Annotated in this window: 4 protein-coding genes; 2 read left to right on the top strand and 2 right to left on the bottom strand. The window is 74.6% G+C overall.

Going from position 1 to position 2,900, the window contains the following annotated elements; all coding sequences use genetic code 11:
* Nucleotides 1-66 precede the first annotated feature (66 nt).
* Nucleotides 67-669: a TetR/AcrR family transcriptional regulator gene (locus ACFU6K_RS35630; RefSeq protein ID WP_063780418.1), complete on the top strand. Its 603-nt coding sequence runs from the start codon at nt 67-69 to the stop codon at nt 667-669.
* Nucleotides 670-735: 66 nt separating this feature from the next.
* On the opposite strand, the gene ACFU6K_RS35625 is transcribed toward ACFU6K_RS35630, so the two are convergent.
* Nucleotides 736-1,536 carry a methyltransferase domain-containing protein gene (locus tag ACFU6K_RS35625; RefSeq protein WP_380670271.1) on the bottom strand — a complete coding sequence of 267 codons (801 nt, stop codon included), beginning with the start codon at nt 1,534-1,536 and terminating at the stop codon, nt 736-738.
* A gap of 111 nt (nt 1,537-1,647) precedes the next feature.
* On the opposite strand from ACFU6K_RS35625, the gene ACFU6K_RS35620 reads away from it, so the two are divergent.
* Nucleotides 1,648-2,145 carry a MarR family winged helix-turn-helix transcriptional regulator gene (locus ACFU6K_RS35620; RefSeq protein WP_380670269.1) on the top strand — a complete coding sequence of 166 codons (498 nt, stop codon included), beginning with the start codon at nt 1,648-1,650 and terminating at the stop codon, nt 2,143-2,145.
* 93 nt (nt 2,146-2,238) lie between these two features.
* On the opposite strand, the gene ACFU6K_RS35615 is transcribed toward ACFU6K_RS35620, so the two are convergent.
* Nucleotides 2,239-2,900 (bottom strand): LuxR C-terminal-related transcriptional regulator (locus tag ACFU6K_RS35615; protein ID WP_380670267.1); only part of this gene is annotated, 662 nt, incomplete at its 5' end.

The raw sequence follows: 2,900 nt of genomic DNA, 5'->3' as shown, positions 1-2,900 counted from the left end.
GGTCCGGACCGGGGCGCCGGCGGCGGCCCGGCCCCGGCGGCCCGCCGCCGGGGCGGCCGGGTCCGGATGACCGGCAAGCAGCGGCGCGAGCAGCTGCTGGAGATCGGCCGGACGGTCTTCGCGGAGCGCGGCTACGACGGCACCTCGGTGGAGGAGATCGCCGAGCGCGCCGGGGTGTCGAAGCCCGTGGTGTACGAGCACTTCGGCGGCAAGGAGGGGCTGTACGCGGTGGTCGTCGACCGCGAGATGCAGCTGCTGCTGGACATGGTGACCGGGGCGCTGACCGGCGGGCACTCGCGCGAGCTGCTGGAGCAGGCCGCCTTCGCGCTGATGGACTACATCGACACCTCGACGGACGGCTTCCGGATCCTGGTCCGGGACTCCCCGGTGGCCCAGTCGACCGGCACCTTCGCCTCGCTGATCAGCGACATCGCCACCCAGGTCGAGGACATCCTGGGCCTGGAGTTCAAGTCCCGCGGCTTCGACGCCCGGCTGGCCCCGATGTACTCGCAGATGCTGGTCGGGATGGTCGCGCTGACCGGGCAGTGGTGGCTGGAGGTCCGCAAGCCGGACAAGGCGACGGTGGCGGCGCACCTGGTGAACCTCGCCTGGCACGGGCTGGAGGGCCTGGAGCGGCACCCGAGGCTGGTCGGCGAGCGCAAGGGCTGACCGGCCGGCCCGCACCGGCCCGCCCCCCGGCCTCACCCCTGCGGCCGCCTCACCCCTGCGGCCGCCTCACCCCCGCGGCCGCCTGGTCCCCACGGCGAAGATCCGCCGGAACGGGAAGACCGTCCCGTGCGGCCCGGCCGGGTAGGCCTCGCGCAGCAGCCGCCCGTACTCCGCCAGGAAGGCGGCCCGGTCGGCCGGGTCGGCGAGCCGGGTGAGGACCGGGCGCAGCGCGGTGCCCTTGACCCACTCCAGGACCGGGTCCGGCCCCGGCAGCAGGGTGCGGTAGGTGGTCTCCCAGACGTCCGGCAGGCAGTCGGCGGCGACCAGGGCGTCGAGGTAGCGCTCGGGCGGGTGGACGCCGGCCCGGACGGCCTCCTCGCCGAGCAGGTCCCGCCAGCGGGCGCTGCGGCGCAGGTCGGCGAGCAGGGTGTGGCTGGGGGCGTCGAAGTTGCCGGGCACCTGGAAGGCGAGCACCCCGCCCGGTTCGAGGGCCCCCGCCCAGCGCGGCAGCAGCGCCAGGTGCCCGTCCACCCACTGGAGGGTGGCGTTGGAGACGATCAGGTCGGGCCCGGCCGGGGCCGGGTCGTACTCGCGGGCGTCGGCGAGCAGGTACTCGGCCGTGGGCTCGCCCTCGGTACGGGCGGTGGCCAGCATCGGGGCGGAGTTGTCGACGCCGGTGAGGCGGGCACCCGGCCAGCGCTCGCGCAGCGCGGCGGTGGAGTTGCCCGGGCCGCAGCCGATGTCCAGGATCACCTCGGCACCGGGGTGTGGGAGAGAGGGGACGCGGGCGAGCAGTTCGCGCAGCGGGCGGTTGCGTTCGTCGGCGAAGCGCAGGTACTGCTCCGGGTCCCAGACGGGGGTGGTCATGGTTCACCTCACAGGTATCTCGATATCAAGATATCCAGCGTTAGCCTTGCTGGCACATTTCTCGATGTCAAGAGACTTCACATCGACACATCCACCGATACACTGATCGTCATGGAGGACGAGGTCGACAGGCTGGTCGCAGCGTGGCGCCGGGAGCGCCCCGACCTCGACGTGGAGCCGCTGGAGGTGCTCAGCCGGGTCAGCCGGCTCGCCCGGCACCTGGACCGCGCGCGCCGCACCGCCTTCGCCGAGCACGGCCTGGAGCCCTGGGAGTTCGACGTCCTGACCGCCCTGCGGCGGGCCGGCGCCCCGTACCAGCTCTCCCCCGGCCAGCTGCTCACCCAGACCCTGGTCACCTCCGGCACCATGACCAACCGGATCGACCGCCTCACCGGCAAGGGCCTGGTCAAGCGCCTGCCCGACCCGGACGACCGTCGCGGCGTGCTGGTCAGGCTCACCGATGACGGCCGCGACCGCGCCGACCAGGCGCTCGCCGGACTGCTCTCGCACGAACGCGAACTGCTCGCCCAGCTCACCTCCGGCCAGCAGACCGAACTCGCCGCACTGCTGCGACAGCTGGTCGCCCCGTTCGACAACATCCCGGGCTGACGGCTCCGGGCTCGGGGTCCGGTTCAGGGCCCAGGACCGTTCGACGGTGCCTCAGGGCCGTTCGGCAGTGCCTCAGCGTCGTTCGACGGCGCCTCAGGGCCGCTCGACGGTGCCGACCACCGAGGGCGGCGGGGGTGCGGCCGGCTCGGCCGGGCTGACCCCGGCCCGGCGGGCGACCGCGACGGCCGCCAGCGTGGAGTGCACCCCGAGCTTTCCCAGCACGTTCTGCATGTGCGTCCGGACGGTGTGCGGCGACAGGTAGAGCCGCTCCGCGACGGCCTGCCGGCCGAGACCCGCGACCATACAGCGCAGGATCTGCTTCTCCCGCGGCGTCAGGGTGTCCACCAGCCGTTCGCTCTCGGTGCGGTCCCGCCGGGCGGTGGTGAGCTCGCGGATCACCCCGGTGAGCAGCGCGGGCGGCAGGTGCGTCTCGTCCCGCAGCACGCCCCGGACCACCGCCAGCAACCGGGCCAGCGAACTCTCCTTGGCCACCCAGCCGGTGGCACCCGCGTGCAGGGCGCGGGCGGCGCGGTGCGGATCGTCGGCGGTGGCCAGGACGACGGCGCGCAGCCCGGGGTGGGCGCGGCGGAGCCGGGCGAGCAGGGTGATGCCGTCCGGTGGTGGGGCGGCGGGTCTGAACTGATCACCCCGCAGCGGGTCCACCGCGGCCCGCACACCGGTCGGCAGCCCGCCCGACAGCGGCACCGGCACCCCCACCGGTACGGCCGGCCGGCGCGGCTGCGGCACGGGCGGGG

The organism is Kitasatospora sp. NPDC057512 (genome assembly GCF_042802135.1).
Taxonomy (GTDB): domain Bacteria; phylum Actinomycetota; class Actinomycetes; order Streptomycetales; family Streptomycetaceae; genus Kitasatospora.
This window is presented reverse-complemented; position numbering and strand designations above follow the sequence as displayed.

Bases quoted from the DNA above. Each gene is read 5' to 3' on its own strand.
- ACFU6K_RS35630 (WP_063780418.1), top strand. From the start codon at position 67: ATGACCGGCAAGCAGCGGCGCGAGCAGCTGCTGGAGATCGGCCGGACG.
- ACFU6K_RS35625 (WP_380670271.1), bottom strand. From the start codon at position 1,536: ATGACCACCCCCGTCTGGGACCCGGAGCAGTACCTGCGCTTCGCCGAC.
- ACFU6K_RS35620 (WP_380670269.1), top strand. From the start codon at position 1,648: ATGGAGGACGAGGTCGACAGGCTGGTCGCAGCGTGGCGCCGGGAGCGC.